Consider the following 24,389-nt stretch of genomic DNA (forward strand, 5'->3'; position numbering starts at 1 on the left):
AAGGCAGGGACCATGGGCACAGGCGGCGGGCCGGCGTCGGGACCGGGATGGCATGTGGTGGTCACCGGCCCACGGGCTGGTGACCAGCGCCGTGAGGCCCTCGACTTCCTCGCCGTGTCCCTGGGGCTGCGTCCGGCGACCTTCGAGGTCACCCACCGCTGCCCTCACTGTGGATCCGAGGACCACGGCCAGCCGGAGCTGCGTCACAGCCGGGTGGCCCGGCGCCGGCGGGGCCCGGATGCCCTCGCAGCGGGGGACCTGGCCGCCCCACTGCCGGCTGTGAGCTTCAGCCGGGCCGGAGGGTGGCTGGCCACCGCCTGGCTCGGGGCACCGGACGCGGCTGCGGGCTGGCGGATCGGGGTCGACCTCGAGCAGGCCGGATCCGCGGCCTTCGCCGGACCCTCTGAACTCGCGGGCGTCGGCTTCTCCGCGACTGAGGAGCGGCTGATCGGCGCTCTGGAGGACCATGTGCGCCCGGGAGCCCGCGGCCAGTTGTGGTGCGCCAAGGAGGCCCTCGCCAAGGCTCGCGGCACCGGATTCATCGATGACCCCGCCGACGTGGCGGTCACGGCGCCCGGGAGCCTGGAACTGGCGGTGCCGGACCGACCCGGGGCCCGCATCGTTCCGGATCGTGACTGGCCAGGGGGCCACGCCCCCGATCCCTTGCTCGGCGCCGTCGTGCTCCTGCCACCCGCCGGTCACCGGCCTCCGGCCGGGCCGGGAGCCGAAGGGGCTCCCGCAGCGTCAGCGTGAGGCGGGGAAGGCCGGCAGCCCGGGCTCGCACAGCCAGGGGCGCATGACCGCGCGGGCATGACCTGCCGGGTGACCGGCCGCCTCGGCCTGCCGGTCGGCATGGTCCAGGAACATTTCCGTGTCCACGGAGGCATGCCGGTGCTCCGCTACCCAGGACCGGATCAGGCCGGTGAACACCTCATCGCCCAGGGCACGGTTGAGGGCGAACAGCGTCAGGGCCCCGCGCTTGTAGACGCGGTCGTCGAACATCAGCTCGGGTCCCGGGTCCGCCACCACAAGGTCCTTCGCCTTCAGTACCAGACCGCGCCAGGCGGAGCGAGCCAGAGAGGCCAGGGTGCCGTGCCCCGATTCCGAGCCCCACAGCCATTCGCTGTAGCAGGCGAACCCCTCGTGCAACCAGATGTCCTGCCACCGGCGCAACGTCAGCGCGTTGCCGAACCACTGGTGCGCCAGCTCGTGGGCCACCAGCCGTTCGGCGGCCCACGAGCCCGTCAGGTGGTTGGCCCCGAAGATGGACAGAGAAGCCGCCTCCAGCGGGATCTCGAGATCGTCGTCCGTCACCACGGCCGTGTACCGATCGAAGGGATAGGGGCCGAAATGCCAGCTGAAGCACGCCATCATCTCGGTCTGCCGCCCCAGGGCCTCCAGAGCCCGGACCTGCAGAGCCGGTGAGACCGCCAGGAAGACCGGGGCCGAGCCGTGACCGGCGGCAGCGCCGCCGTCCTCCGGGGGCTGCCACGGGCCTTGCCCCGGATGCTCCGCACCAGGACCGGGCAACAGGTCCTGCACGAGGTCCTGGACCCGCTGGCGTACGGATCCCGGGGCGTGGTGCCGGCCAGTGGGGTGCTCGGGCACGGCCACCAACTGGTACCGGCCAACCTGCAGGGTCACGAGGTAGCTCGGTGCCGGATCACGCAGCTCCCAGGTCCATTCCTCACGCGAGGACCGGCGCCGGTGCCCGGTGGGCAGCCCGTTGCAGACGGGCAGGTAGCCCGCGTCCGTGGCCACGGTGAAGTGGTAGGTGGACTTCACCGAGGGGTGGTCCACGCACGGGAACCAGGTGGCGGCACCGTTGGGCTGGCCGGCCACCAGCACACCGTCGGTCAGCTCCTCCCAGCCGATCTCGCCCCAGGGTCCGTGCCGCAACGTCGGCACGCCGGCGTAGGTGACCTCGAGGGTGAGGGGGGCGCCGGCCTCGAGGGGCGCGGCCAGGTCGATGACCAGCCGGCTCTTCCGCGAGGCGGTCTTGGCCACCTTGACGGTGCGGCCCTGCGAGGCCGCGGTGACCTTGCTGACCGAGAGTTCGTGCAGATCCAGCTCGATCCGCTTCGCCGGGCGCAGGAGGGTCCCCTCGAGCCGGGCTTTCCCGGCGATCCGGTTGGCGGCCAGCTTGACCTCCAACTGAAGCTCGTAGTGGCCCACCGTGAAGTCCGGGGTTCCGGATCCCGGCAGATAGGGATCGGGAAGGACCGGGGTTTCCTGACTCACGGGCGGCTGTGCTCCTCGGGTTCATCGGCGGTGTGGACCATCTTGGCGGCTGGCTTGGCGGTTTGCTCGGCGGCATCCTGCCCGGCGGCCCTCTCGGCTGCCCGGCCGGCCTTCTCCTCGAGCCGTTCCAGTCTAGAGATAGCCGCCGCCCGGCCCTTGATCTTGGGCCCCTTCCACGGCGCCACCGGGTTGCCGGTCCACCATGAGTGGCCCGGGACCATCTCCCCGCGCATGATCAGCGATCCGGCGCCGACCGTGCCGCCGTCGTCGATGGAGGCCGCCGGCAGGATCACGGAGTTCGGGCCGAGCGTCGAGCCCGTGCCCAGCGTCACGGTGTCCAGGGACATCACGCGGTCGTGGAACAGGTGGGTCTGGACCACGCAGCCCCGGTTCACGGTCGAGGAGTCACCCAGGGTCACCAGGTCGGCCTCCGGCAGCCAGTAGGACTCGCACCACACGCCGTGGCCGATCCGGGCGCCGAGCGCGCGCAGCCACCAGACGAGGGAGGGTGTGCCGGAGGCGATCCGCCCGAACCAGGGGGCGGAGACCACCTCGATGAAGTTGTCCACCACCTCGTTGCGCCAGATGAAGGAGCTCCACAGGGGGTGCTCGCCGGTGCTGACCCGCCCGACCAAGAACTTCTTGGCCAGCACGGAGGATCCGGCCGCCAGCGCACCGGCCAGCATCAGGACCACGCCGCCGAGCACGGCGGCGAGCCACCAGCCCCCCGGGCCGGCCCCGTCTGCGGCACCGCCACCCAGCTGGGCGAGCCCGTCGAGGGCGACCACCACGGCCACGGCGATGACCACGGAGCACCAGACGGCCAGCAGGCGCAGGGACTCCCAGGCACTGCGCACCAGCTTGAGCCGCGCCGGCGGGGCATAGGTGAGGGCGTCGTCCGCCTCGACCTCCGTCCGGCGCAGGCGCACCGGAGGGGATCCCAGCCAGGAGGATCCAGACTTGGTCTTCTTCGGGGCCGCGGACAGAACCGCCACGAGGGAGTTCTTGGAGAGCTTGCGCCCGGCGGCGACCATGCCGGAGTTGCCCACGAAGGACTTCTTGCCGACCTTCGCCTGACCCACGTGCATCCACCCGCGTTGGAGTTCGTAGGAGCCGATCATGGTGTCGTCGGCGAGGAACGCGCCGTCGCCGATCTGGGTCAGGGCCGGCTGGAGGATGACCGTGGAGGCCTCCACGTTGGTGCCGACCTCCGCCCCGAGCCACCGCAGCCAGACCGGCGTGAAGCGGGAGGCGTACAGCGGGAACAGCAGGTCACGCGCCGTGTCCAGCACCCGCTCCGTGGCCCACAACTGCCAGCCGATGCGAGAACGCACGGCGTGATAGCCCTCCGTCACCCCGAGGGACAGCAGCCGCACGGAGGCCACGGTGAAGAGCATGTTCGCCCCGAACCACACCGCGGCGATCAGCGGGCTGGCCGCCAGCAACCGCCACGCGGAGCCGACGGCGGTCTCTGGCGCGCCGGCCGATCCGACTGGCAGCAGTTCGTCGGCCTGGCCGGACGGTGGTGCGTCCGGCCACCAGGTCAGTGACCACAGGCCCACCAGTGCAGCGGTCAGCGCCGCGGCCACGGGCAACAGGGCCAGGACGCCGGAGCCGATGGTGGACAGCACGAGCCACCCCGTGGCGCGCGGTGGATCGATGTTGGGGCCGTGGTACCGGGCCTTGCCGAGCCGCTGCGCGGGCGAACCGGCGTACTCGAGGCCGTCCTTGGACTTGCCGATCACCGTGGAGCCGGGCTGAATCACGGTGCCGGTGCCGATCACGGCGCCGGGCATCAGGGTGGAGCGGGTGCCGATCACGGCGTCCGGGCCGACGGTGACGGCACCGATGTGGACCACGTCGCCGTCGATCCAGTAGCCGGACAGGTCTACCTCGGGTTCGATTGAGCTGCCCGTACCGAGGTCGAGGAGGCCGGTGACCGGGGGGACAGAGTGCAGGTCCACGTTCCGGCCGATGCGGGCCCCGAGCAGGCGGGCGTAGGTCGGCACCCACAGGGCGCCGCCCAGGGACACCGGGTCCACGAGGTCGGAGATGTGCTGGGCCAGCCACAGGCGCAGATGGACCTTGCCGGACCGCGGATAGGAACCGGGACGGATCCCGCGCAGCAGCGAACGGGCCGCTACCACGGAGAGGGCCATGCGCCCCGGCGGGGAGACGAACACGAGCCAGCCGGCCAGGACCCACCACCAGGAGACGGTCGGTGCCGCGGGCAGAATGCCCCAGGCCGCGGCCAGATTGGCACCGGCGGCCAGGTAGACGACCCAGCGCATGGCCACGAGGATGACCAGGGGGATGCCCATCAGTGTCTGGAACACCTGGGCCCGGAGGGCGGTGCGGACCACCGGGCGCGGATCCACGGGTTCGGCCGGTTCCACCGGCCTGCCGTCGTTGCCGGTGACGGCCTCCAGCAGGGCTCCGGCACGGGGGTGGGCGTAGACATCCCGCACGGTGACGGAGGGGTATCGGGTGCGCAGCCGGGAAACGAGTTGCGCGGCGGCCAGCGACCCGCCGCCGGAGGCGAAGAAGTCGGTGTCCAGATCCCCGGGGGCGGCGCCCAGCACGTCCGCCCAGTGGGTCAGCACCCAGCCGCCAGGGGACTCGGGGTCTACGGGGAGCTCGGTGACCGGGCCGGAGCCGCCATGGCCGGCACCCGCTCCCGACTGGCCCGGCAGCGGCCAGGGCAGGGCGTTGCGGTCCACCTTGCCGGAGGTCTTGGTGGGCAGGGTCTCCACCGTCACCAGGCGGGGGACCAGCGCTCCGGGCAACTCCTGCTCGAGGAGCCGGCGGAAGGCCTTCAGGTCCGGTTCGTCCTGTCCCGTCATCGGCGCCGGCACGGCCAGGTACCCGATGAGCAGTTGAGTCCCGGCCGGGGTCGTCTGGACCGCGGCCGCCCCGCCGGCGACGCCCGGCAGAGCCTGCAGGGCCGCGTCGATCTCGCCGAGTTCGATGCGGCGGCCGCCGAGCTTGACCTGCTCATCGGCGCGGCCCACGAACAGCAGACCCTCCGGATCCCAGACCACGAGGTCCCCGGAACGGTAGGCGCGGTCCCATCCGAGAGTCTCCAGGGGTGCATACTTCTCGGCGTCCTTGGCCGGGTCGAGATAGCGGGCCAGCCCGACCCCGCCGATGATGAGCTCGCCCGTCTCACCCTGGGCGACGGGGATCCCCGTCACCGGGTCCACGATGGCCAGGTCCCAGCCGTCCAGGGGCAAGCCGATCCGCACCGGCCCCTGTCCGTCCAGGGGGGCGGCGCAGGCCACCACCGTGGCCTCCGTGGGTCCGTAGGTGTTCCAGAGCTCACGGTCGTCCTCGGCCAGGCGAGCGGCCAGGTCCGGCGGGCAGGCCTCACCGCCGAAGATCAGCAACCGCACGTTCTCGAGGGCCTCCGGAGGCCACAGGGCTGCCAGTGTCGGCACGGTGGACACCACATTGATGGAGCGGGAGACGAGCCAGGGCCCGAGGTCCATACCGGATCGGACCAGTGAGCGCGGGGCGGGAACCAGGCAGGCACCGTGGCGCCAGGCCAGCCACATCTCCTCGCAGGAGGCATCGAAGGCGACGGAGAGCCCGGCCAGGACGCGGTCTCCCGGGGCGAGCGGGTCGTCCTGGAGGAAGATCCGTGACTCGGCGTCCACGAAGGCGGCGGCGTTCCGATGGGTGACGGCAACGCCCTTGGGTGTCCCGGTGGAACCGGAGGTGAAGATGATCCAGGCATCGTCTTCTGGTCCGGGCTCACGCGGGCTGGGGAACGGCTTGGGACGCTTCGAGGACGTCTGCACCCGGCCCTCACCGGAGAGGATGGCGGAGACCTGGGCTTCGGAGAACACCAGCCGGGCCCTCTCATCCGGGTCGTCCGCGTCCACCGGGACGTAGGCGGCGCCGATGTACAGGGTGGCCAGGATGGAGACGTAGAGATCCACCGTTCCAGAAGGGATGCGGATTCCGATCCGATCCCCGGCGCCGAGCCCGGCAGCGTGGAGGGCTCGGGCGGTCGCTTTCACGTCGTCCAACAGCTCCGCATAGGACAGGACGGTCTCGCCATCGTCCAGGGCCGGCGCCTCGGGGTGCTGCTGGGCGGTGGCCTCCAGCAATTGGACCAAGGTCCGGACCGGGGCGGCCTTCTCAGCGGCGGGCAACTGGGGCACATGGGGGGACACGGCGGTGTTCGGCCTACTTCCGGCTCAGGTTCAACGGGGTCAGAACGGGACAAAAGTGCGGATCGAGAAAAGAATGCCTGTCATCTTATCGTGATTTCTGTCCCTCGGTCCGGAGATCTCGCCGCCTGCCGGTCGCCCGACGACGGTGCCCGGCGGTGTCCCGGCCGCCGGTGGGACTAAGGCAACAGCAGGGACTTTCCGGTGGTGCGGCGTGACTCGAGGTCCCCGTGCGCCCGGCCTGACTCGGCGAGGGGGTAGGTGGCGCCGATGCGGAAGTCGAGGGTGCCGGCGTCGAGGGCGGAGAACAATTCCCTGGCCCGCCACCGGGTCTCCTCGGCCGTCAGCGTGTGGTGCACCAGGGTGGGGCGGGTGAGGAACACCGAGCCGGCGGAGTTGAGGCGCTGGGGATCCACCGGTGGCACCGGTCCCGAGGCGCCGCCGAAGAGGGCCAGGGTGCCACGGATCCGCAGGGAGGCCAGGGACTCGTCGAAGGTGTCCCGGCCGACCCCGTCGAACACGGCGTCCACGCCGCGTCCGCCGGTGAGGTCCCGCACGGAGTCGGCGAAACCCGAGTAGTCGAGGACGTGGCTGGCGCCCGCCGCGCGGGAGAGCGACTTCTTCTCCTCGGTGGAGGCCGTAGTGATGACGGTGGCGCCGTGGGACACGCACAACTGCGTCAGCAGCAGGCCGACGCCCCCGGCCCCGGCATGGACGAGGACCGTCTGGTCCGGCTTCACCTCCACGGTGGACCGGCACAGGTAATGGGCGGTCATGCCCTGCAGTGGGATGGCCGCGGCCTCCGCCGCGTCCACTCCGCTCGGCACCGGAAGCAACTGGTCCACCGGGGCGGTGAAGTACTCGGCGTACGTTCCGGAGCCGGCTGCCGTGGCGACCACATCACCGACCGCCACGGACGCGCGGTCGGCCTCGGGGCCGAGGGCCACCACCGTCCCCGATCCCTCCGAGCCGGGGATGAAGGGATGGGGCATCCGGTACACGCCCGAGCGCTGGTAGGTCTCGATGAAGTTCAGGCCGGCCGCCGCCGTCCGGACCAGCACCTCTCCGGGGCCCGGCGACGGGACGGGAACCTCGGTCCACTGCAGGGCCTCGGGTCCGCCGGAGGCATGGACGCGAACGGCGTGCTGGGTGCTGGGGAGGGACATCTCGGTCATGATGCCTACCGTAGTCGCGCCCGGCGGCCCGTGGGGCGGTGACGCGTGTACGGCACACCAACTCTGCATAAATATTGGCAACACTGCATATTTCCCCTAGCATGGGCGCATGAGTCTCACAGTTGCCGTCTCCGGCGCCAGCGGATATGCCGGGGGAGAAGTGTTGCGCCTTCTCCTGTCCCACCCCGAGGTGGAGATCGGAGCCATCACGGCCCACTCGAACGCCGGGGAGCGATTGGGATCGCTCCAGCCGCACCTGCACGCCCTGGCCGATCGGGTCCTGCAGGAGACCACCGCTGAGGTGCTGGCCGGCCATGACGTCGTCTTCCTGGCCCTCCCGCACGGCGCCAGTGGTGCCGTCGCCGCCGAACTCGAGCTGCTCTCGCCCGGCACCCTCGTGATCGACGCCGGCGCGGACCACCGCCTGCGGTCCCCGCAGGACTGGGAGGCGTTCTACGGCTCCGACCACGCCGGGACGTGGCCCTACGGCCTGCCCGAACTGCCCGGGCAGCGGGCGGAGATCGCCGGGGCGTCTCGGATCGCCGTCCCGGGATGCTATCCGACCACCTGCCTGCTCGCCCTCGCCCCCGGTTTCACCGCTGGTGTCCTCGTGCCGGAGGACGTGGTGATCGTAGCCGCCTCGGGGACCTCCGGAGCGGGAAAGTCCCTCAAGCCGCACCTGCTGGGCAGCGAGGCCATGGGCTCCATGAGCCCCTATGGCGTGGGGGGAGGACACCGTCACACCCCCGAGATCGAGCAGGGACTCAGCCAGGCGGCGGGGGAGCCCGTCACGGTGTCCTTCACGCCGACCCTGGCGCCCATGCCCCGCGGCATCCTGGCCACCGCCACGGCCCGCCTGAAGCCCGGCGTGGACCCGGCCGAGGTCCGGGCCGCCTGGGAGCGGGCCTACGGCCAGGAGCGGTTCGTCCACCTGCTGCCCGAGGGCCAGTGGCCCACCACCCAGTCCGTGCTGGGCTCCAACCACGTGGTCATGCAGCTGGCCGTGGACGCGCACGCCGGCCGCGTCATCATCACCGCCGCCCTGGACAACCTGACGAAGGGGACCGCCGGCGGCGCCATCCAATCCATGAACCTCGCTCTCGGCCTGGCCGAGGAGACGGGCCTGACCCAGCAGGGGATCGCACCATGAGCGTCACCACAGCACAGGGATTCCGCGCCGCCGGTGTGGCCGCCGGACTGAAGTCGACCGGGAAACCGGACGTGGCCGTCGTCGTGAACGACGGACCGGACCGCCACGCTGCCGCGGTCTTCACCACGAACCGGGTGGCCGCCGCCCCTGTGGTCTGGTCGCGCCAGGTGGTCGCGGACGGGCGGGTGGATGCCGTGGTGCTGAACTCGGGCGGGGCCAATGCCGCCACCGGCCATCAGGGGTTCCAGGACACCCACGCCACCGCAGAGCATGCCGCCGGACAGCTCGGGATCTCCGCCGGGGACGTGCTGGTGTGCTCCACCGGCCTGATCGGGCTGCCCCAGCCGATGGACCGGTTGATCCCGGGCGTGACCGCCGCCGCGGGTGCACTGGGCGCCGAGGGTGGTGCCGATGCGGCCGAGGCCATCATGACCACGGACTCGGTGCCCAAGACGGCGGTCCACCGCGGACCTGGGTACGTGATCGGGGGCATGGCCAAGGGGGCCGGCATGCTCGCGCCGGGCATGGCGACCATGCTGTGCGTCATCACCACCGACGCGGTCGTGGACCCCGCTGAGCTGGACGCGGCCCTGACCGAGGCGGTCCGGACCACGTTCAACCGCACGGACTCGGACGGCTGCATGTCCACCAACGACACCGTGGCGCTGCTCGCCTCCGGCGCGGCCGAGGCCCGACCGGACGCGGCGGAGTTCCAGGAGGGACTGCGCGCGGTCTGCGGGGATCTGGCGCGCCAACTCATCGCCGACGCCGAGGGCGCCGCCCACGAGATCTCCATCCAGGTGGTGAACGCGAGCACCGAGGAGGCCGCCGAGGCCGTGGCCCGGGCCGTGTCCCGGTCCAACCTGTTCAAGGCCGCGGTGTTCGGCCAGGACCCGAATTGGGGGCGCGTCATCTCCGCCGTCGGCACGGTTCCGGAGGAGGTGGCCCCCTTCGACGCCGAGCGTCTCGACGTGCACTTCAACGGCGTCCAGGTCTGCCGCGACTCCGGGGTGGGCGAGGACCGCGAGCTCGTGGACCTCTCCCCCCGCGAGGTGAGCGTGGTCATCGACCTGCACGCCGGCGAGGCCACGGCCACCATCTGGACGAATGACCTCACGCACGACTACGTGCATGAGAACTCCGCGTACTCGAGCTGAGGGCCACCATGAGCGAGATGACTGACACGGCCGGCGCCCCCGGGACCACCGAGGCTGTGGGTTCGCCGGACAGTGCCGCCGCCAAGGCCGCCGTGCTGGTCGAGGCCCTGCCCTGGATCAAGCGCTTCGCCGGCACCACCATGGTCATCAAATACGGCGGCAACGCCATGGTGTCGGATGAGCTGCGCCGGGCCTTCGCGGAGGACATCGTCTTCCTCCACCACTGCGGTATCCATCCGGTCGTGGTGCACGGGGGCGGGCCGCAGATCAACGCCATGCTGAACCGGCTCGGAATCGAGTCTGAGTTCGCCGGGGGACTGCGCATCACCACCGCTGAGGCCATGGACGTGGTCCGGATGGTGCTCACCGGCCAGGTCGGCCGGGAGCTCGTCGGACTGGTCAACGGGCATGGGCGCTATGCCGTCGGCATGTCCGGCGAGGACGCCGCCCTGTTCCAGGCCCAGCGGACCGGCACCGAGGTGGACGGCGAGCCGGTGGACCTCGGGCTGGTCGGCGAGGTCACCCAGGTCAACCCGGGGGCCATCCGGGACCTGGTGGAGCATGGCAGGATTCCCGTCGTGTCTTCGGTGGCGCCGGAGATCCGCGCCGACGGCGTGGCCACGGGTGAGGTGCTGAACGTCAACGCGGACACGGCCGCTGCCGCTCTGGCGGTGGCGCTCGGCGCCTCGAAGCTCGTGGTCCTCACGGACGTGGAGGGCCTCTACTCCCACTGGCCGGACCGGACCTCACTGGTCTCGTCCCTGTCCGCGGCCGAGTTGCGCGTGCTGCTGCCCACCCTCGAGGCCGGGATGATCCCCAAGATGGCCGCCTGCCTCCAGGCCGTCGACGGCGGGGTGCCGCAGGCCCACATCGTCGACGGCCGGGCGCCGCACTCGATGCTGCTCGAGGTCTTCACCACGGCGGGCGTGGGGACTCAGGTCCTCCCCGACGACCACAACGACTGAGGGAACATGATGAACGATTCGACCCCTGACGCCTCCGCTTCCGCTGCCACCGGCGCCACGGCATCCGCAGGTTCCGCTGCGGCGCCTGCGGTCCCCGCCGTCGCCGCCACCGATGATTCCTCCCAGGCGGGACTGCTCGGCCGCTACTCCTCCTCGCTGACCGGCGTCTTCGGTGCCCCCAGCAGGGTTCTGGTCCGTGGCCAGGGCGTGCATGTCTGGGATGCCGACGGCCGCCGGTACACGGACTTTCTCGGCGGCATCGCCGTCAACGCGCTCGGCCACGCTCACCCGTCCCTCGTCGCAGCGGTGACCGAGCAGCTCGGCACCCTGGGCCACATCTCCAACCTCTTCACCTCCGGCCCGCAGATCTCCCTCGCCGAGCGACTGCTGGAGTTGGCCGAGGCCCCGGCCGGCTCGACCGTGTTCTTCGCCAACTCCGGATCCGAGGCGAATGAGGCCGCCCTCAAGCTGGCGCGCCGCCACGGCCGTGAGGACCCGTCCGGCCGCCGCACCCGGGTCCTGGCCCTGGAGAACAGCTTCCACGGCCGGACCCTGGGCGCCCTGGCCCTGACCTGGAAGCCCGCCTATCGCGAGCCCTTCGAACCCCTGCCCGGGGGCATCGAGTTCATCCCCGCCGGTGACGCGGCCGCGCTCGAGGCAGCCCTCGACGAGACCGTGGCCGCCGTCATCATCGAACCCGTGCAGGGCGAATCCGGTGTGCACGGCTGGCCGGCCGGCTACCTGCAGACCGCCCGGGACCTCACCCGCCGTCACGGCGCACTGTTGATCTTCGACGAGGTGCAGACCGGCACGGGCCGCACCGGGACCTGGTTCGCCCACCAAAACCCCGCGGTGACCGGCCAGGATGCGCCGGTGGTGCCGGACGCGATGACCTTGGCCAAAGGTCTGGGGGGTGGCGTCCCGATCGGTGCCATGATCAGCTTCGGCCCGCAGGTCTCCGCCCTGCTCACGGCCGGCCAGCACGGCACCACGTTCGGCGGCAACCCCGTCGCCACCGCCGCCGGTCTGGCGGTGCTGGACACCATCGCCCAGACCGGCCTGCTGGAGCACGTCCGTGACCTCGGTGCCCGGCTGGCGCGCGGGCTCAACGCCGTGGAAGGGGTCACCGCCGTGCGCCAGTACGGCCTGCTCATCGGCGTTGACCTCGCCGTGCCCTCCCGCGCCGAGGCCTCGGTGCCCGACGGCGGCCTGGCACCGGCCGTGGTGCGCGCAGGTCTCGAGGCGGGATACCTGCTCAACGCCACCGGACCCTCCACCCTGCGCCTGGCCCCGCCCCTGGTCCTGGGGGAGGAGGAGGCCGACCGCCTGGTGGCCGACCTGCCGTCACTGCTGGACGCGGTCCTGCAGCCGCACCAGCAACAGCACGATCAGGAGAACTGAGCATGACCCCCAGCACCACACCGTCCTCGGCGCCGCTCCGGCACTTTCTCGTCGACACGGACCTCACCGCAGCCGAACAGTCCGAGGTCCTAGACCTCGCACAGGCCATGAAGGCCGACCGCTACCTGCACCGGCCTCTGGCCGGACCACAGACCGGCATCGTGTTCTTCGACAAGACCTCCACCCGGACGCGGGTGTCCTTCGCCGCGGGCATCGCCGACCTCGGCGGGCAGCCGTTGATCGTCAATCCCGGCGAGGCGCAGTTGGGCCACAAGGAGTCCATTGCGGACACCGCTCAGGTTCTGTCCCGGATGGTGTCCGTCATCGTCTGGCGCACGTACGCGCAAGCGGGTCTGGAGGAGATGGCTGAGCACGCCTCGGTGCCCGTGATCAACGCCCTCTCGGACGACTACCACCCGTGTCAGCTTCTGGCCGACCTACTGACGGTGCGCGAGCACAAAGGGCGCACGGAGGGCTTGGTCATGACCTACCTCGGGGACGCCGCGAACAACATGGCCAACTCGTACCTGCTGGCCGGCGTGACCGCGGGGATGCATGTGCGCGTCACGGGCCCTTCGGGGTACTTGCCGGACGCGGCCGTGGTGGCGGCCGCCGAGACCCGGGCCGCCGAGACCGGCGGGTCGGTGCTCGTCACGACCGATGCCGCGCAGGCACTGGACGGCGCCGACGTCGTGGTCACCGACACCTGGATCTCCATGGGCCAGGAAGAGGAGAAGGAGGCCCGGCAGACCTTGTTCCGTGATTATGCCGTGGACGCCCGTGCCATGGCGATGGCCGCGCCGGACGCGGTGTTCCTGCACTGTCTTCCGGCCTACCGTGGCCTCGAGGTCTCCGCCGAGGTCATCGACGGACCGCAGTCAGTCGTGTTCGATGAGGCCGAGAACCGCCTGCATGCCCAGAAGGCCCTGATGGCCTGGCTGCTCTACCGTTCCGGTCTGGCCACCGCACCGGCCGGTGCGTCGGTCGGTGCGGGAGACGGCAACGATCGAGACTCCAGCGCCGATCCTGACGTCCCATGAGCGCCCCGGCCACCAAGACCGCACGTCAGGCGGCCATCAAAGAGGTCCTCGCTGCCACGGACGTGCACAGCCAGGCCGAGTTGCTGGCAGAACTGGGCTCCCGCGGAGTCTCGGTGACGCAGGGGACGCTGTCGCGTGATCTCGTCGAGCTGGGCGCCTACCGGGTGCGTGGTGAGGGTGGGCAGCTGGTCTATTCGGTTCCGCCGGAGGGGCCGGTGCCGGGCGAGGTCGCCGCGCGAAGAGCTCCGGAGGCCCTGGAGCACCGGCTCTCCAGCCTGTGCCGGGACCTGCTGGTGGCGGCGGAATCCAGTGCCAACCTGGTCATTCTCCGGACCCCGCCCGGCGCGGCACAGTTTCTCGCCAGCGTCATCGACCAGTCACGCCAACCGGACATCCTCGGCACGATCGCCGGGGATGACACGATCATGATCGTGACGCGTGCGCCGGACGGAGGAGTTGCCGTCGCCGGACGGTTCCTCGAGTACGCGGGGTAACCCCGCACGGTCCCGACGGGCGGCCGGGACCGCGAAGCCGTGACCTACAGGCCGGGGACGGAGAAGATCGCGTCTTCGGCCGGCATCTCCACCGTCTCCACAGCGTCCCACTCCGAGAAGTCGATCGTGCCGGTGCCGGACGAGGAGTCAGAGGAGGCCGAGGGGGAGGCCGACTCGTCGTCGGAGGAGGCCGCTGCGGCCTCGACGCGGACCAGCTTGTTGTCCTTGGACACGTAGAGGCTCACGGGATCGTCGGAGTCCTCGGTGCTGCCGGTGTACTTGTAGACCTCTTCGCCGTTCAGGTCGACAGGCTCGGAAGTGTACTCGGAGTCGTTGAACTCATCGGACGAGGGGATGTCCTCGGTGAAGGCGTCCCACAGGGTGGACATGGTGAAACCGCCCTGCTCGGCGGGCATCTCCAGCCACTTGTCACCCACCATCTCCTGCAGCTGGGCCCCGCCGCCGTTCTCCTCGTAGAACGCGGTGTTCGGCTTCATGTAGGTGTACTCGTCGTTGCCGAGGATCTCGACCGCAACGTCTCCCATGGCCACGTTGCCGGAGTAGGAGGAATTGTCGATCTGCCCGGAGATGGCCACGGTCATGTCCTGGCCGCCCTGGCTCACGCTGCCGTCGATGGCCACGGAGGTGGCCTCCTCGATCGAGGCGTGGGCTTCGGGCCACACGTCCTCCAGCGGCGGAACGCCCGAGCCGGCGCAGCCGGCCAGGGTCAGGGCTGCGGTGGCGCCCAGTGCGGTGATGGCCAGCGCGCGGAGCGGCTGGCGCTGGGTGGTGGTGATGCTCGTCGGCATAGAGGTCCCCCTCGAGACTGTTGAACCGGTGATGTCCGGCCGCAGGGTGCGACGGGGCGAAACGATCACGGGTGAGGTCAGCCTATCGGCGTCCGGCACCAACGCAGAACGCGTTGGATGGGGAGATCTCCCCATCCAACGCGTTCGTTTCGCTGCTGGCAGCCGGCGTGGACCACTGGCCCCCCGGCGCCGTCAGGCGGTACTACAGATCTGAGCTGTCAGGATCAGGCCGGCAGGTGCAGGGTCTGGCCGACGAAGATCAGGTTCGCATCAGACACGGTGTCCGAGTTGGCCGCGTACAGGGCCTCCCAGCCGCCGTCGACCCCGTGGGCCTCGGCCAGCTTGGACAGGGTGTCGCCGGCCTGGACGGTGACGGTCTCGTCCGACTTCTCGACCGGGGACACGGCGGAGGCGCGCTCCTCCTGGACCGGGGCCTGCTGCTGAGGTGCCTGCTGCTTCGGCTCGGCCTGCTTCGGCTCGGCCTTCGGTGCGGCCTGCTCCTTCGGAGCAGCCTCCTGGGTCTGGGAGGAGGTCTCGGCCGACTGGGTGGTGACCTCGGCGCTGCCGCCGTTGCCGTAGAGGCCGAGCTTGGCGGAGCAGGCAGGCCAGGCGCCCCAGCCCTGCATGGAGAGCAGGTTCTCGGCCACGCGGATCTGCTCGGCCTTGGAGGCCTGGTGCGGCATGCCGGAGCCGCCAGCGGCGCTCCAGGAGCTCGGCGAGAACTGCAGGCCGCCGTAGTAGCCGTTGCCGGTGTTGATGGACCAGTTGCCGCCGGACTCGCACTGGGCCAGGGAGTCCCAGCTGGAGGCCGGGGCGGCGGTGGCGGGTGCGGAGAGAGCGGTCAGACCGGCGCCGGCGACGGCGAGGCCGGCGAGGCCTGCGGCCGAGCGGCGGACGATGGTGCCGCGGGTGGACTGGGAGGCAGTGGAGGTCTTCTGCATGGTGTTTAAGGGTTTCGGCCCACCACTGCTCAGGTCGTCCCCGACCGTCCGTGCAGCACCGTCCGCCGTCCGCGATGGAGTTCACGGCGCGGGGCTCCCAAGGGACGGTGCAGGTGGGGGAGCTCCGCAGGCTTCCTGCCAGATCACGAAAAGATCACGAAGCAGGACTAGGTCTAGTGAAATGCATCGGAACGATAACGTCAAATTAAACGTCAACGTTCGCGCGAACTCTCATCCGGCTCTCATGCGCGGAGCGCGGGATCGTCCAGGAGTTCCCGCATGGAATCGATCCCGAACATGTCGACGGCCGCGCGGGCACTCACGGGGCCCTCATCCGGGTCCGCTCCGGCCGCGAGGAGCGCCCGCACCGACTCCTCGTTCTGGACGAAGACCGCGCAGGACAGGGCGGATTGACCCCGGCCGTTGAGCCGATGCACGTCGGCGCCGCGCCCGATCAGGGCCGTCACCAGGGCCGGATGGTTGTTGTAGGTCGCGAGGATCAGCAGCGTGTCGCCCTTGTGGTTGGAGAGGTCGACCGGGACGCCCTGGTCGAGGATCGGCAGCAATTGGTCCTCGTCCCCGGCGCGGGCCAGGTCGAAGAGGGAGTTCAGGAACTCCAGCTCCTCATCGGTCAGCTCCGGGGTGCCGCTCGCTGTCGGCTGGTCATCGGACTGGCTGGCGTGTGGGGTATCGCTCGTCATGGCACCAGATTACGGTGAGGGCACGATGTCGTGGGCCCGTCGTGGGGAAGAACGGTGCGGCCTGAGCCGCGCCGGGGGCGGTTCGGCATGCGTTGCATAAATATGTAGACTCTTGCATAGAGCGGGCCGGCCGTTCCGCACGCGGTGCGCGGCCCCGTGGCAGGCACCATCGCAGGCGGCAACGCCGGCACCATCGCAGGCAACAGAAGGAGTACGCAATGACAGAGCGCATCGTCTTGGCCTATTCGGGCGGACTGGATACGTCGGTGGCCATCGGCTGGATCAGTGAGGCCACGGGTGCCGAGGTGATCGCCGTGGCCGTGGACGTGGGCCAGGGCGGCGAAGACCTCGAGACCATCCGGCAGCGCGCCCTCGACTGCGGTGCCGTCGAAGCCTACGTCGCGGATGCCCGGGACGAGTTCGCCGAGCAGTACTGCATGCCCACGCTCAAGGCCAACGGCCTGTACATGGACGCCTACCCGCTGGTCTCGGCCATCTCCCGGCCGGTCATCGTCCGTCACCTGGTGGCCGCCGCCCGTCAATTCGGGGCCTCCACCGTGGCCCACGGCTGCACCGGCAAGGGCAACGACCAGGTTCGCTTCGAGGTCGGCATCCAGACGCTGGGCCCGGACCTGAAGTGCATCGCGCCCGTCCGGGACCTCGCCCTGACCCGGGACAAGGCCATCGAGTATGCCGAGCGTCACGAGCTGCCGATCGTCACCACGAAGAAGAACCCCTTCTCGATCGACCAGAACGTCTGGGGCCGCGCCGTGGAGACGGGCTTCCTCGAGGACATCTGGAACGGGCCGACCAAGGACGTCTACGACTACTCGGATGACCCTGCCTTCCCGCCGGCCCCGGACGTGGTCACCGTGACCTTTGACCAGGGCGTGCCCACCGCGCTGGATGGACGCTCCCTGTCCGCGCTGCAGATCATCGAGGAGATGAACCGCCGCGCCGGCGCGCAGGGCATCGGCCGCATCGACATCGTCGAGGACCGCCTGGTCGGCATCAAGTCCCGCGAGATCTATGAGGCCCCCGGCGCGATGGCGCTCATGACGGCCCACCGGGAACTGGAGAACGTGACGCTCGAGCGCGAGCAGGCCCGCTTCAAGAAGACCGTGGACCAGCGCTGGACCGAGATCGTCTACGACGGCCAGTGGTTCTCCCCGTTGAAGAAGAACCTGGACACCTTCGTGGACGAGACCCAGAAGTATGTCTCCGGCGACATCCGCATGGAGATGCACGGCGGCCGCGCCACCGTGCAGGGACGCCGTTCCGGCACGGGCCTGTACGACTTCAGCCTGGCCACCTACGACGAGGGCGATGCCTTCGACCAGTCCTCGGCCCGCGGGTTCATCGACATCTTCGGCCTGTCCTCGAAGGTGGCCACCGAGCGCGACGAGCGCGTGGCCGGGGACGTGGATTCGCTGTCCGATGTCGCCCAGCTGACGAACGAGAGCTGAACCGTGTCCGAGAACGTGTCGGAGAACCACGCGGGTCGCCAGGCCGCGGGCCGGCCCGGGCCGGCGGGACGCCACGGCACCAACGAGGGTTCACTGTGGGGCGGGCGGTTCGCCGGCGGCCCCGCGGATGCCCTCGCGGCGTTGAGCAAGTCCACCGACTTCGACTGGCGGCTGGCCCGGTATGACATCGCCGGGTCCCGGGCCCACGCCCGGGTGCTGCGGGAGGCCGGCCTGCTCGACGACGATGAGCTCACGGGCATGCTGACCGCTCTCGACCGCTTGGAGGACGACGTCGTCTCGGGCGCCTACGTCGCCTCCGAGGCGGATGAGGACGTGCACGGCTCCCTGGAGCGTGGACTCATCGAGCGGGCCGGGCCGGATCTGGGCGGCAAGCTCCGCGCCGGACGGTCCCGCAACGATCAGATCGCCACGCTGGGCCGGATGTTCCTGCGCGACCACGCCCGTGTGATCGCCGCCCGGCTGGTGGAGACGGTCGAGGCCCTGGTGGCCCAGGCCGAGGCGCACCCGTACGCGCCAATGCCCGGCCGGACGCATCTGCAGCACGCGCAACCGGTGCTGCTGAGCCACCATCTGCTGGCCCATGCCTGGGCGATGGCGCGGGACGTGGAGCGCTTCGTGGACTGGGACCGCCGTGCCGCCGTGTCGCCGTATGGTTCGGGCGCCCTGGCCGGGTCCTCGCTCGGGCTGGACCCGAACGCCGTCGCCACCGAGCTCGGTTTCGACTCCGCTGTCTGGAACTCGATCGACGGCACCGCCGCCCGGGACGTCTTCGCGGAGTTCGCCTGGGTGAGCGCCATGGTCGGCGTGGACCTCTCCCGCATCAGTGAGGAGATCATCTTCTGGGCCACCAAGGAGGCCGGTTTCGTCACCCTGGACGATGCCTACTCCACGGGCTCCTCGATCATGCCGCAGAAGAAGAACCCGGACGTCGCCGAACTGGCGCGCGGCAAGTCGGGGCGTCTGATCGGCAATCTGACCGGGCTGCTGGCGACCCTCAAGGGGCTGCCCCTGGCCTACAACCGTGACCTGCAGGAGGACAAGGAGCCGGTCTTCGATGCCGCGGACACCCTGGAGCTGCTGTTGCCCGCCGTCTCCGGGATGATCGGGACGCTGACCTTCAACACGGAGAAGATGGCAGCGCTGGCGCCGCAGGGATTCGCCCTGGCCACGGACATCGCGGAATGGCTGGTCCGCCAGGGAGTGCCGTTCCGTGAGGCCCACGAGCTGTCCGGCGAGGCGGTCAAGCTGGCCGAGTCCCGTGGCGCCGAGTTGTGGGACCTCACGGACGAGGACTATGCCTCCATCTCCCCGGCCCTGACGCCGGAGGTCCGCACGGTCCTGTCCACGTCAGGATCACTCAGCTCCCGCAGCGCGCAGGGCGGCACCGCCCCGGTGGCCGTCGCGGCGCAGCTGTCCGAGCTCAGGTCCCAGCTGGAACCGCTGCGTGCCTTCGGGGCCTCCTCGGTCCTTCCGTGACACCGGTAGGACTGGAGCCCCTGGAGCGTGGGAGCCTGCACGCGGCACCGCTGTTGCTGGGCTCCACGCTGACCGTCGCCCGTCAGAGGGCGGCGGTCAGCGTGCGCCTGACGGAGGTCGAGGCCTACGAGGGGTCCCGCGATCCCGGCTCGCACGGCTTCCGAGGGCGCACCGCCCGCACCGCCACCATGTTCGGGCCGGTCGGACACATCTACGTGTACTTCACCTACGGGATGCACTGGTGCGTGAACATCGTGTGCGGACCGGAGGGAACCAGCTCGGGCGTCCTGTTGCGCGCCGGCGAGGTGGTCGCAGGGAGGGACACCGCCCTCGTCCGCCGCAGCGCCGGTGCCGCGACCGGATCCGCAGGCCGCCTGACATCGGCCAGGGCGGTCCGCCAGCTGGCCTCCGGGCCGGCCCGCCTGGCCCAGGCGCTGGGCATCGGAGCCGGCGACGACGGCTCAGCCCTGCTCCTCGGCCCGGCCCCCGATCCGGTGCTGGACCCGGACTCGGAGCAGCCGGCGCCGGACGGCATCTGGTTGTCCGGGCTGCGGTCCCGACGCCGGCCCGGAACCCTGAGCGGTCCACGCACCGGGGTCTCCGGCGAGGGCGGCGGACCGGCCTACCCGTGGCGCTTCTGGCTCCCGGATGAGCCCTCGGTGTCTCCCTACCGGGCGGCCAAGCCACGGCGCCGGCGGAAGAGCCGGGACGAGATGCGGGATTAATATGGCGTTCACCCCAACGGCTGTACCATGGATGGTCACTCGTTCCGAGGTGCCCAGGGGTTCTGGCGGATTCGTCGGACCCTTCGGGCGCCATCGATAGCCCTAAGGTGTGCAAGGCATGACTGATGTGGTTCCGATCCACCAGACCGAACTGGAGCACGAGCGCGAATACGTCGCCGGGCTCTATGAGCGTCTGGACGAACTGCGTGCCGAGAAGGAACGTCAGCTGGCCCGCGTCCGTAAGGACGGCCCGCAGGGCTCGGTGCAGAACGTCTCCGAGCGTGATGCGTTCGCCACCCTCTACGAGGACCGCCTCGCCCAGCTCTATGCCGTGGACGACCGGCTGGTGTTCGGCCGGCTGGACATGGACGACGGTGACGAACGCTACATCGGGCGCATCGGCCTGACAGACGAGGACCAGGTCCGGCTCATGGTCGACTGGCGGGCCCCGGAGGCCGGCGCCTTCTACCAGGCCACCGCTCATCAGCGGCTCGGGGTGCGCCGCCGTCGTCACCTGATGCTGCGCGGCCGCACCGTGGCCGATCTCGAGGACGACGTCCTGGACGCCACACTGCTGGACGATGAATCGACCCACCACGGCGCCGGTGCCCTCCTGGCGGCCGTCACGGCCCGGCGTACCGGTCAGATGGGTGACATCGTCGCCACCATCCAGGCCGAACAGGACGCCATCATCCGCTCGCCGCTCAAGGGGGTGCTGGTGGTCCAGGGCGGTCCCGGCACCGGCAAGACGGCCGTGGCCCTGCACCGCGCCGCCTACCTGCTCTACACCCACCGCGAGCGGCTGAAGACGGCGGGCGTGCTGCTCGTGGGACCGTCCCAGTCGTTCATGCGTTACATCGACCGCGTGCTGCCCTCCCTCGGTGAGACCGGCGTGGTCATGTCCTCCCTCGGCCGGCTGATGCCCGGCATCAAGGCCGTCCCCGAGACGGACCGACGCGTCGCGAAGGTCAAGGGCCGGCTGTTCATGGCCGAGGTGGTCGCCAACGCCGTGGCCAACCGCCAGCGACTCCCGGACGGGCTGCGCCGGGTGGATGTCGGTGGGACCACCCTGACCATCCGCCCGAAGCAGGTCCGCCGGGCTCGGGACCGGGCCCGGGCCACGGGCAAGCCGCACAACGAGGCCCGCGCCACGTTCGTCAAGATCATGGTGCGCGAGCTGGCCGACCAACTGAAGGACAAGCTGGAGAAGTCCTCCGGAGCAGGCAACAACATCGACCGCGCCTACCTCTCCGAGGACGTCCGCACCTCTCGGGACGTGCGCATCGCCCTGAACCTGTGCTGGATGCCGCTGACCCCGGAGAGACTCCTCTCCGACCTGTTCTCCAAGCCCGGGCACCTTGAGATGGCCGCCCCGTTCCTCAAGGCGAAGCACCGTCGCCGCCTGTTGCGTGCCGCCGACGCACCGTGGACCGAGGCGGACGTCCCGCTGCTGGACGAGGCCGCCGAGTTGCTGGGGGAATGGGACGCCAGCGCCGGCCGCCACCAGGCCGCCCAGCAGGCCGACCGCAAACGGGACCTGGCCAATGCCGAGGCCACCCTGGAGAACGTCCACGCCATGCTGGAGGACTTCGGGGTGGACGGCGTGGTCTCCGCCGAGGCCCTGGCGGATGCCAACCAGGCCGGAGACCACTACGTCTCCGCCGCCGAGCGGGCGGCCACGGACCGCACCTGGACCTACGGACACGTGGTGGTCGACGAGTCACAGGAACTCTCACCCATGCAGTGGCGGTTGCTCATGCGCCGCTGCCCCCTGAAGTCGTTCACCATCGTCGGGGACATCGCGCAGGCCTCCTCAGCGGCCAACGTGACCTCCTGGGCCCAGGCCCTCGAACCGTTCGTCCAGGACCGCTGGGACCTGGAGGAGCTGACGGTGAACTACCGCACCCCGGCCAAGATCACCCGGCTGGCGGCACGCGTGGCCCAGGAGGCCGGTCTGCCGGTGTCCAACCCGCAGGCCGTGCGCGAGGGCGACTGGGAGCCGACGGTCACCCGAGTGGCGCCCGCGGACCGGCAGGACGCCCTGCTGTCCGGCATCGCCGAAGACCTGGAACGGATCGACGGCGGCCTGCTCGCCGTGATCGCACCCGTCTCCCTCGAGGGCCAGATCACCACCATGCTGCGGGCCACGTACGGGGATCGGGTCGGCTCCGGCGGCGGGGGACTGGGCCAGGACATCGTGGCCACCACCTCCGGTGAGGCCAAGGGCCTGGAATTCGACGCCGTCGTGCTGCTCGAGCCGGCCCAGATCGTGGCCGAGGCCGGCGGCATCGTCGGTGACCTCTATGTGGCCATGACCCGCTCCACCCAGACCCTGCGGATCCTGTCCACCGGCGAACTGCCGGCCGGACTGGGCTAGCCGCCGGGCCGGCGTCGGGCCCTTTCCGCCACCGACGCACGCACCCGCTCACCCTGACGCATCGACACTCCCCGAGAGGCCATCCCCGTGACCAGCACGTCCACCACCGGTGTCCCCACCGTGAACCCGGCCCTGGCCGGACAGACCAATGACCCCTCCTTCCCCACCCTCTGGCAGGAGCTGCAGTGGCGCGGCCTCGTCCACGTCTCCACGGAGGAGACGGCCCTGGAGGAGCTGCTCGACGGCGAGCCGGTCACCTACTACTGCGGTTTCGACCCGACGGCGCCCTCCCTGCACCTGGGCAACCTGGTGCAAATCCTGCTGCTGCGCCGGCTACAGCTGGCCGGCCACCAGCCCCTCGGACTGGTGGGCGGCTCCACCGGACTGATCGGTGATCCGCGGCAGAGCGCCGAGCGGGTGCTGAACGACCGGGAGACCGTCACCGAATGGGTCGGGTACCTGCGCGGACAGATCGAGCGCTTCCTGTCCTTCGAGGGGGACAACGCCGCGCGCATGGTCAACAATCTGGACTGGACCGGTCAGATGAGCGCCCTGGACTTCCTGCGGGACGTGGGCAAGCACTTCCGCGTGGGCACCATGGTCAAGAAGGAGACCGTGGCCAAGCGCCTGAACTCGGACGAGGGAATCTCCTACACGGAGTTCTCGTACCAGGTCTTGCAGGGGATGGACTTCCTGAACCTGTACCGCGACTACGGCTGCCTGCTGCAGACGGGCGGCTCGGACCAGTGGGGCAACCTGACCTCGGGGACGGACCTGATCCGCAAGGTCGAAGGCGTCTCCGCCCATGCCATCGGCACCCCGCTGATCACCAACTCGGACGGGACCAAGTTCGGCAAATCGGAGGGCAACGCCATCTGGCTGGACGCCCGGATGTGCTCGCCGTACACCTTCTACCAGTTCTGGCTGAACACCGCGGACGCTGACGTGATCGACCGGCTGAAGGTCTTCACCTTCCTGAGCCGGGAGCAGATCGGGGCCCTCGAGGCGAAGGTACGGGACGAGCCCTTCCGGAGGGAGGCACAGAAGGTCCTCGCCTGGGAGGTCACGTCCCTGGTGCACGGAGAGGATGCCACCCGCAAGGTCATCGACGCCTCGGCGGCGATCTTCGGCCAGGGGGATCTGGCCTCGGTGGACGAGTCCACCCTCGCGGCGGCCACCGCCGAACTCCCGACGGCGGCCGCAGGTCTGGGGGAGCAGGGCCCCGTGGGCATCGTGGACCTGTTGGTCTCCACCGGGCTGTCGAGTTCCAACTCCGAGGCCCGTCGCACCGTCAACGACGGCGGTGCCTCGGTGAACAACACCAAGGTGACCGATCTGGACGCCACCTTCGGGAAGGACGACGCCCTGCACGGGAAATACCTGCTGGTGCGCCGGGGCAAGAGGAACATGGCCCTGGTGGACCTGACCGCCTGACCGTCTGACGGCCCGGGCTACCGAACGAACGACGGGCCACCTTCCGAACCGCAGCACAGAGCTTCACTGACTGGCCGCTCCCTCAGCGAGGGGGCGGCCAGTTCCGTCTCGGACGGGCCGGGACGCCGCGAGAGACCTGCCTCACACCCATAGGGCACGTCGGGACGCGAGTCTGAAAAAACCCCGGGATCATGCGGATCTGGGGTCGCCGAACGCGGCCCGGCCTGGATTTTGCGGCCACGTGAATCCGTGTGTATAGTTCTTCAAGTCGCCAGCCGCGAAAGCGGAAAAACAGGTGGCCACCCCGAACTGACATGCAGGCCTGGACTACTGCGCCCTTCAAGGTGTAACGTCAAGGTCCCGCACGAAGTACGGGCCATGCAGGTAGAAGTGATTGAGCCCCTGAGCGGCCGTCGTGGATCACCTGGATGGAAATAACCGAAGAACTGAGATTTGATTCGAAGAAATCGCCGGAAACGCCGATTTGACGGGATGAAATCGAAGGGATAAGGTTGAGAACCGCGGATGAGGAAAGCCGGAAAGCGGCCCAAAGAATTGGGTTTATCTGGTCAGTATTTATTACGCACCTGTTGTTTGAGAACTCAATAGTGTGCCAAGTTTGTTGATGCCAATTTTTTGAA

Annotated in this window: 18 protein-coding genes; 12 read left to right on the forward strand and 6 right to left on the reverse strand. The window is 70.1% G+C overall.

Annotated elements, in window-relative coordinates:
- Positions 1-12 precede the first annotated feature (12 nt).
- A complete protein-coding gene (locus tag RUH65_RS03145; protein ID WP_313815742.1) occupies positions 13-753 on the forward strand; it encodes a 4'-phosphopantetheinyl transferase superfamily protein in 741 nt (246 codons plus the stop codon).
- Here RUH65_RS03145 and RUH65_RS03150 read toward each other — a convergent pair.
- The 3 genes from RUH65_RS03150 to RUH65_RS03160 form a co-directional block, all read right to left on the reverse strand.
- Entirely contained in the window at positions 745-2,241 is a 1,497-nt protein-coding gene (locus RUH65_RS03150) for a M1 family metallopeptidase (protein ID WP_313815743.1), read from the reverse strand. The genes RUH65_RS03145 and RUH65_RS03150 overlap by 9 nt on opposite strands.
- The gene (locus RUH65_RS03155; RefSeq protein ID WP_313815744.1) at positions 2,238-6,419 is read right to left on the reverse strand and encodes a Pls/PosA family non-ribosomal peptide synthetase; all 4,182 of its coding nucleotides are present in this window, start codon (positions 6,417-6,419) and stop codon (positions 2,238-2,240) included. The genes RUH65_RS03150 and RUH65_RS03155 overlap by 4 nt, the downstream gene beginning before the upstream one ends.
- A gap of 176 nt (positions 6,420-6,595) precedes the next feature.
- A complete protein-coding gene (locus RUH65_RS03160; RefSeq protein WP_313815745.1) occupies positions 6,596-7,591 on the reverse strand; it encodes a quinone oxidoreductase in 996 nt (331 codons plus the stop codon).
- Positions 7,592-7,700: 109 nt separating this feature from the next.
- On the opposite strand from RUH65_RS03160, the gene argC reads away from it, so the two are divergent.
- From argC to argR, 6 genes are read left to right on the forward strand one after another with little or no spacing between them, the layout of a single operon-like run.
- On the forward strand, positions 7,701-8,741 hold the full coding sequence (argC, locus tag RUH65_RS03165; protein ID WP_313815746.1) for an N-acetyl-gamma-glutamyl-phosphate reductase: 1,041 nt from the start codon (positions 7,701-7,703) through the stop codon (positions 8,739-8,741).
- Complete coding sequence (argJ, locus tag RUH65_RS03170; protein ID WP_313815747.1) at positions 8,738-9,898, forward strand: bifunctional glutamate N-acetyltransferase/amino-acid acetyltransferase ArgJ; 1,161 nt, start codon at positions 8,738-8,740, stop codon at positions 9,896-9,898. The genes argC and argJ overlap by 4 nt, the downstream gene beginning before the upstream one ends.
- A gap of 17 nt (positions 9,899-9,915) precedes the next feature.
- Positions 9,916-10,863: an acetylglutamate kinase gene (gene argB / locus RUH65_RS03175; RefSeq protein ID WP_396179505.1), complete on the forward strand. Its 948-nt coding sequence runs from the start codon at positions 9,916-9,918 to the stop codon at positions 10,861-10,863.
- A gap of 6 nt (positions 10,864-10,869) precedes the next feature.
- Complete coding sequence (locus RUH65_RS03180) at positions 10,870-12,264, forward strand: acetylornithine transaminase (protein WP_313815749.1); 1,395 nt, start codon at positions 10,870-10,872, stop codon at positions 12,262-12,264.
- A 2-nt stretch (positions 12,265-12,266) separates the two neighbouring features.
- The gene (gene argF, locus RUH65_RS03185) at positions 12,267-13,304 is read left to right on the forward strand and encodes an ornithine carbamoyltransferase (protein WP_313815750.1); all 1,038 of its coding nucleotides are present in this window, start codon (positions 12,267-12,269) and stop codon (positions 13,302-13,304) included.
- A complete protein-coding gene (argR, locus tag RUH65_RS03190) occupies positions 13,301-13,798 on the forward strand; it encodes an arginine repressor (RefSeq protein WP_313815751.1) in 498 nt (165 codons plus the stop codon). Before argF ends, argR begins: the two co-directional genes overlap by 4 nt.
- A gap of 44 nt (positions 13,799-13,842) precedes the next feature.
- Here the strand turns inward: argR and RUH65_RS03195 are convergent, their stop codons facing one another.
- The 3 genes from RUH65_RS03195 to RUH65_RS03205 all read right to left on the reverse strand — a co-directional run bounded on the left by RUH65_RS03195 (position 13,843) and on the right by RUH65_RS03205 (position 16,249).
- Positions 13,843-14,607, reverse strand: a complete 765-nt coding sequence (locus tag RUH65_RS03195) for a hypothetical protein (RefSeq protein ID WP_313815752.1) — start codon at positions 14,605-14,607, stop codon at positions 13,843-13,845.
- A 224-nt stretch (positions 14,608-14,831) separates the two neighbouring features.
- A complete protein-coding gene (gene rpf / locus RUH65_RS03200; RefSeq protein WP_313815753.1) occupies positions 14,832-15,548 on the reverse strand; it encodes a resuscitation-promoting factor Rpf in 717 nt (238 codons plus the stop codon).
- Positions 15,549-15,790: 242 nt separating this feature from the next.
- Entirely contained in the window at positions 15,791-16,249 is a 459-nt protein-coding gene (locus tag RUH65_RS03205; RefSeq protein WP_313815754.1) for an ankyrin repeat domain-containing protein, read from the reverse strand.
- 218 nt (positions 16,250-16,467) lie between these two features.
- On the opposite strand from RUH65_RS03205, the gene RUH65_RS03210 reads away from it, so the two are divergent.
- From RUH65_RS03210 to tyrS, 5 genes are all read left to right on the forward strand, one after another.
- The gene (locus RUH65_RS03210; RefSeq protein WP_313815755.1) at positions 16,468-17,715 is read left to right on the forward strand and encodes an argininosuccinate synthase; all 1,248 of its coding nucleotides are present in this window, start codon (positions 16,468-16,470) and stop codon (positions 17,713-17,715) included.
- A 93-nt stretch (positions 17,716-17,808) separates the two neighbouring features.
- Entirely contained in the window at positions 17,809-19,212 is a 1,404-nt protein-coding gene (gene argH, locus RUH65_RS03215) for an argininosuccinate lyase (protein WP_313815760.1), read from the forward strand.
- Positions 19,209-19,937, forward strand: a complete 729-nt coding sequence (locus RUH65_RS03220; RefSeq protein WP_313815756.1) for a DNA-3-methyladenine glycosylase — start codon at positions 19,209-19,211, stop codon at positions 19,935-19,937. The genes argH and RUH65_RS03220 overlap by 4 nt, the downstream gene beginning before the upstream one ends.
- 136 nt (positions 19,938-20,073) lie before the next feature.
- On the forward strand, positions 20,074-22,314 hold the full coding sequence (locus RUH65_RS03225) for an AAA family ATPase (protein WP_313815761.1): 2,241 nt from the start codon (positions 20,074-20,076) through the stop codon (positions 22,312-22,314).
- Positions 22,315-22,401: 87 nt separating this feature from the next.
- Complete coding sequence (tyrS, locus tag RUH65_RS03230) at positions 22,402-23,748, forward strand: tyrosine--tRNA ligase (RefSeq protein WP_313815757.1); 1,347 nt, start codon at positions 22,402-22,404, stop codon at positions 23,746-23,748.
- The last annotated feature ends 641 nt before the right edge of the window (positions 23,749-24,389 follow it).

Origin of the sequence: Citricoccus sp., assembly GCF_032154715.1 — a bacterium.
Taxonomy (GTDB): Bacteria; Actinomycetota; Actinomycetes; order Actinomycetales; family Micrococcaceae; genus Citricoccus.